At 72.2% G+C, this 5,618-nt stretch carries 6 protein-coding genes and 1 pseudogene; 2 read left to right on the top strand and 5 right to left on the bottom strand.

All coding sequences use genetic code 11. The features are described 5' to 3' along the window. Positions 1 to 862 (bottom strand): annotated as a pseudogene (locus tag B7767_RS11580) (hypothetical protein); the annotation flags it as partial. 19 nt (positions 863 to 881) lie between these two features. After that, a complete protein-coding gene (locus B7767_RS11575) occupies positions 882 to 1,625 on the bottom strand; it encodes a hypothetical protein (protein WP_085572128.1) in 744 nt (247 codons plus the stop codon). Positions 1,626 to 1,946: 321 nt separating this feature from the next. Between B7767_RS11575 and B7767_RS11570 the strand changes: the two genes are divergently transcribed. Beyond that, complete coding sequence (locus B7767_RS11570; protein WP_085572127.1) at positions 1,947 to 2,480, top strand: Pycsar system effector family protein; 534 nt, start codon at positions 1,947 to 1,949, stop codon at positions 2,478 to 2,480. A gap of 6 nt (positions 2,481 to 2,486) precedes the next feature. On the opposite strand, the gene B7767_RS11565 is transcribed toward B7767_RS11570, so the two are convergent. Continuing rightward, complete coding sequence (locus tag B7767_RS11565; protein WP_085572126.1) at positions 2,487 to 3,191, bottom strand: Crp/Fnr family transcriptional regulator; 705 nt, start codon at positions 3,189 to 3,191, stop codon at positions 2,487 to 2,489. An 88-nt stretch (positions 3,192 to 3,279) separates the two neighbouring features. Between B7767_RS11565 and B7767_RS11560 the strand changes: the two genes are divergently transcribed. Further along, complete coding sequence (locus B7767_RS11560) at positions 3,280 to 3,789, top strand: glutathione peroxidase (protein WP_085572125.1); 510 nt, start codon at positions 3,280 to 3,282, stop codon at positions 3,787 to 3,789. 327 nt (positions 3,790 to 4,116) lie between these two features. Here the strand turns inward: B7767_RS11560 and B7767_RS11555 are convergent, their stop codons facing one another. Together B7767_RS11555 and B7767_RS11550 are read right to left on the bottom strand one after the other, a co-directional pair. Beyond that, entirely contained in the window at positions 4,117 to 4,308 is a 192-nt protein-coding gene (locus tag B7767_RS11555) for a DUF397 domain-containing protein (protein WP_030869188.1), read from the bottom strand. Positions 4,309 to 4,534: 226 nt separating this feature from the next. After that, a complete protein-coding gene (locus B7767_RS11550) occupies positions 4,535 to 5,392 on the bottom strand; it encodes a helix-turn-helix transcriptional regulator (RefSeq protein ID WP_085572124.1) in 858 nt (285 codons plus the stop codon). Between the last annotated feature and the right edge of the window lie 226 nt (positions 5,393 to 5,618).

The following is a 5,618-nucleotide window of genomic DNA, read 5'->3' as shown; positions in this document are numbered from 1 at the left end:
CCTCGGCGACCTCCGCGACCCCGCAGCCCTCCGGCAGGCCGGCCGCGGCCCGCTCGACGGTGTCCGCGGCGCACCGCGCCCGCAGCAGCCGCACCCGCAGGACGGCGGCCAGGTCCGGCAGCTCCCACGGCACATGGCGTACGGAGCCGGGGGCGTCGCCCTCCACCGGGTGCACGGTGGTGATCACCAGGTGGGCGCCGGCGTCCCGGACGGCGTCCCGGACACGCCGCCAGTCGAAGTCCGTCGTGCCCGAGGCGGCCTCGTGCATGCGGTCGATCAGCACGTAGCCGACGCCCTTGCCGAACGTCATGCGTCGCCCGTCGGCGAGGTCCTCCAGGCTCCGGCCGGGCGAGAGCACCACGTACTCCGTGCCCCCGGCAACCTTCGCCACGAGTGCGACCGCCGCGGACCGCTTGCCGATGCCGGGCGGGCCGACGAGCACCACCACACCGTCCTGCTCCAGGGCGGCGGCGGCCTCCTCGAAGCAGCCGGGTTCCACGTACGGGGCGAGGAGCGCGTCCGCCTCCCCCGCGTCCAGCCGGCCCACGGCGCGGCGGCGGGCGTTGGCGGAGTCGCCGGCGCCGATGCCGAAGTGGGCGCCGGGGGCGTCGAGGGCTCCGTAGAAGTACTGGTTGACGCGGTTGTGGTGCACGGGAGCCGCCGCGGGGGTCTCCGGGGCGGCCGGGTCGGGCTGCTCCGGGGTGCTCGGGTCGGGCTGCTCGGGGGCGTCCTGTCCGGCCCGGGGCCCGTCGGCCTTCCCGGGTCCCTCGGTCCTCCCGGATCCCTCGGCCCTCCCGGGCTCCTCGGCCTCCTCGGCTCCCCCGGTTCCCTCGGCTCCCCGCTCGCTCTGTTCCTCGTCCATCCTCAGTCATCACTCCGTGTCACTTGGAGATCCCGAAGACGGCACCCGGAGCGTGGACGGTTCCGGAAATGACTTGAACTACTGTGTCGCCAGGGGCAGTTGGTGTACCCGGGGGGCGCACGTCCGGAGTTTCACCACCCTCCGCGCACCCCTGCGCGGGCTCGACGGTGCCGGGACCGGGCGCCCGCCCGTCGTGTCCGGGCACCCGGATCCATATCCGTCCCGCGTACTCCTTCTCCTCGATCCGCACCTCGCGGAACTCCTGCGCCCGGACCGTCGTGTACGCCTCCCTGATCACGTCGTTGAAGACGGTCGAGGAGACCGCGAGGGCCATGCAGGCGTCCGGGGCCGCGTCCAGGGCCGAGCGCAGCGCGGCGCTGTCCAGCATCCGGCCGATCTCGACCGGGGCCCGGCCCTCGAATCCGTTGGCGGCCGGCACGGCCGTACCGAAGTGCACGGCCACCCGCAGCCGCAGCCACGCCTCGCGCACCCGGCCGTGGTTGAACTCCCTCAGGCCCGCGTCCAGATGGCGCATGAACGTGTCGACGAGGTGCGGCTCGGAGGCGCCCTCCGGCAGCACGGCGAGCACCGAGTCACCGCCGACCTGCGTCTCCCAGCGTTCCCTCGCCAGCCCGGACGCGCCGGCCGACTCCGTCAGCAGCTTCTGGATGGCCTCCTGCAACTGCCGCTGCGTCACGACGTCGACGCGGCCGTACCCCTTGGCGTCGACCGCCAGCAGCAGCCTGCGACGGAAGGTACCCATGCTCGAACTCCCCGTTCTTTCAATGGAGTCACACCCTGAGACACACGTCCTCGGGGACTCCGTGGCACACCGGCGCCCGCTCCCCCGAACCATGCGGACGCCGGTACGCCAGTGGTACACGTCGCGCCCGGGGGGAAACCCCGTCTAAATACGGGATGCGGAAGGGTGCGAAACATACAGCCGGCCACGGAAGTGACGGGCGGGTTCCGGTGCGCGGGGGCGAGAACAAGTCACCCGCGATCCCGGAGAAATGCCGGATCTCCGCGCGCGGACCGGGCCCCAATGGAGAGCGGGAGCCGATCACCGACCGCAGGAGTCCTCATGCCGACCACCGGAGCCGACCGGGACAGCCGTCCGGCGCGGTACATGTTCACCGCGCTGCAGACCACCCACCAGCACGCGGACGCCAAGGCCGGTGTCCTGGCCGCCGTCCAGGCGGCCCTGGTCGGCACCGCGCCGTGGTGGAGCGGGCCCGCCCTGCGCGCCGTACGGGACGGCGGAGCGCCGGGGGTGCTCGCGGGTGTGCCGCTCGCGCTGTTCCTGGGCGCGCTGTTCGCCGGGGCGGGCTTCCTCGCCGCCGCCCTGCGCCCCCGGGTGCTGCGTCCCGGGGGCGCCAACCGCTACAGCTTCGTCCACCTGGCGACCGGCCCTGACATCCTGCCGCCCGCCGCCCCGGCGGAGGGCGGCGAGGAGGCCGAGGTGGCGCGGGAGCGGCTGGAGTTGTCGGGAACCGTTCGTTTCCTGGCCCGGGTGGCGGTGAGCAAGTACCGCTGTCTGACCGGGGCGGTGGTGTGCACGGCGGTGATGGGTGTCAGTGCCGGGCTGCTGGTGGTGGTGCGGCCGCTGCTGTCGTAGCCGCCGCTACTCCTCGGGGGCGAGGTCCGCGATCCGTCTGAGCCGGGGCAGGTCGCGGATGACCGTCGATCCGTAGCCGGTCTCCAGCAGCCCCTCCTCGCGCAGTTCGCGCAGCCCCTTGTGCACCGTCGTCTCGGCGGCCCCGGTGAGCGCGGCCAGCTCGGGCTGGGTCAGCCGGCAGCCCAGGACCACGCCACCGCCCACCGGGTGCCCGTAGGTGGTCGCCAGCTCCACCAGCAGCCGGGCCAGCCGCACCTTGACCGGGTAGCCGCGGAAGTCCAGGCGCCGGCGGTTGGCCCAGCGCAGCCGGTCGGCGACGATCCCGGTGAGCACGATCGCCACGTCCGGGCGCCGCATCAGCAGGGCCCGCAGGACACCCGGCTGGAGCACCCGCGCGGTCATGGGCCCGCACGCCGTCACCGTGGCCGAGCGGGGCGCCCCGTCCATGGCCGCCATCTCGCCCACCGTGTCACCGCCCACCCGCACCGCGAGCAGCGACGCCTCCCCGTTCTCCACGCGCGCCGTCACCTTGGCGAAGCCGGACAGCAGCAGGACGTGCCGGTCGTGCGCGCCCTCGCTCAGCAGCACCTGCCCCGCCTCGAACCGGGTCTCCACGCCCAGGTCGAGCAGCTCCTGCCGGGCCCGGGGCTGCAGCTTCCCCAGCAGACTGCCCGCGGGCCACCGGGCGGAGCCGGGGCTGTACGGCGGCATCGGCACGGTGGTTCCCCCCGACCTGTCGGTGACCCCACCGATCCTGCCCGCCCGCCCGGCCCCGCGCCATGGGGTTAGGCTCGCGCTCATGACGACTGCGAAGAACAACGGCACCTCTCCCCTCGATGTCGAGATCGGCGCGCTGAACGGCGGCTCCGCCTCGCTCGCCCAGTACGCGGGGCGGGCCGTGCTCGTCGTGAACGTGGCCTCCAAGTGCGGGCTGACCCCGCAGTACGCCGGTCTGGAGCGGCTGCACGAGCGGTACGCGGAGCGGGGCCTCACCGTGCTCGGCGTGCCCTGCAACCAGTTCCTCGGGCAGGAGCCGGGCAGCGCGGAGGAGATCGCCGAGTTCTGCTCGGCGACGTACGGCGTGACCTTCCCGATGACCGAGAAGGTCGAGGTCAACGGGGACGGGCGGCACGCCCTGTACGAGCGGCTGACCGGGTTCGCCGACGCCGAGGGGCACAGCGGGGACATCCGCTGGAACTTCGAGAAGTTCCTGATCGGGCGGGACGGCGAGGTCGTCGCCCGGTTCTCGCCGCAGACCGAGCCGGAGTCGGCGGAGGTCGTGGCGGCGGTGGAGAAGGCGATCGGCTGACCGTCGGCCTTGCCCCGGGGGCAGGGGTGAGCGTGTCCGTCGCCGGGCGGAGAGGCCGCCCGGCGACGGAAGACGCCGACGTGGACGAGGAACCGATCGGCATCGGGGCGTTCGCGGCGCGGACCCGGGGGCCCGGTGTGTGACGTGGCCTGCCCGGTGGCCTCTGCGGCGGCCTCTGCGGTGTCCTTCCCGGTGGCCCGTACGACGGGCTGAGCCGAGAGGGCACGGGCCGAGCCCTCTCGGCTAGGACGGCGAACTGGTCGAGAGGGCCCTGTCGGTGGTGCTCGCGCCGGTCCGGCGTCGTCCGGTGGCCGGTCGCCGGACCGGTCAGCTCTTGACCGAGGCCACGAAGGCGCTCCACGCGTCCGCGGGGAAGGCCAGCTTCGGACCCTCGGGGACCTTGGTGTCCCCCAGTTCCAGCGCCGCCTCGGTGGTCGACCTGACCATCACGCACGCGCCGTTGTTGTTGGTGTAGGAGGACGTCGTCCACGTTTCCGTGGCGCCCAGACGAATTGCCATGTTCGCTCCGTAGCCAGATGCTGAGTTGCTGTCACCCGCCCGCGTGTTCCGGCGTGGACCCGCAGAACGGATTTCGCCAACCCTCGCTGGTGGTTGGCGTGATCGACGCTACTCGCCAACATCTTCTTCCGGAGCAGTCGTTCACTCGACCGGGTGGCATATACCAGGTGAGACTTCCAGCCCGGCATGTCAGCGGTGTATCATCCCGCCGCCTCCCGGTCGGTGCTCAGCGCGCGTACTCCTTCGCGAGGCGCTCGACGCGCTGCCGGGACGCCTCCACGTTCAACGACTGGGCCCGCAGGTGCTCGTACATCACCGTGTACTTCTGCACGTCGTGCGGCTTCTCCAGGTACAGGTCGCTGGTGACGCCCTCGATGTAGACGACGCTGGAGTCGGCCGCGTCGGCGAACTCCAGGATCGAGTACTGCCCGTTGATACCGGCGTGCGCGCCGACCTCGAACGGCAGCACCTGCACGGTGACGTGCGGGAGCTGGGACAGCTCCATGACGTGCTCGAGCTGTTCCCGCATCACCTGCCGGCTCCCCACGACCCGGTGCAGCGAGGCCTCGTCCAGCACCACCCACAGCCGCAGCGGGTCCTTCTCCGCGGTGATCCGGCTCTGCCGGCGCAGCCGCACCTCGACCCGCTTGTCGTTGTCCTGCTCGGACGACTCCGGCGAACCGCCCTGCACGATCGCCTCGGCGTACGCGCGGGTCTGCAGCAGACCGGTGATGATCTGCGGTTCGTAGACCCGGAGCGACTCCGCGTCCGTCTCCAGCCCGATGTAGACGCTGTACGGGATGTCGCCGAAGGCGTGCCACCAGCCCTGCTGGCGCGAGTCCTTGGCCATCTGCATCAGCGACTCGACGATCCGCTGGTCCTCCACCTCGTAGACCCCGCACAGATCGCGGACGTCACGCTGGCTGATGCTGCGCCTGCCGTTCTCCAGGCGGCTGATCTTCGACTGCGACACCAGCAGCCGCTCCGCCACCTCCTCGGCGGTCATGCCCTTGACCTCGCGGAGCCGGCGCAGCTCCTGGCCCAGCCGGCGCCGCCTGACGGTGGGATTGACATTGGACGCCACGGGACGTGCACCTCCGGCTGCGTGCCTCGTACTTGCCACTTTGCGTGTCTGCTGTTGAGCAGATTGCCACCAAGGTGCTTCCTACCGCTGGGAAACGGCGGATATACGACGGGTACACGCCACTTCACGGTGCGGTGGCGGGAGTTGGCGCGTGCCGAAGCCGGCCGCGGGTGCGCCGAGCGGGGCGAGGGAGAACCCGTGCGTTCTCCCTCGCCCCGCTCGGACC

Origin of the sequence: Streptomyces sp. 13-12-16, assembly GCF_002114215.1 — a bacterium.
Classification (GTDB): domain Bacteria; phylum Actinomycetota; class Actinomycetes; order Streptomycetales; family Streptomycetaceae; genus Streptomyces.
The sequence above is the reverse complement of the archived record's forward strand: the minus strand, read 5'-3'. Positions and strand labels throughout refer to the sequence as shown.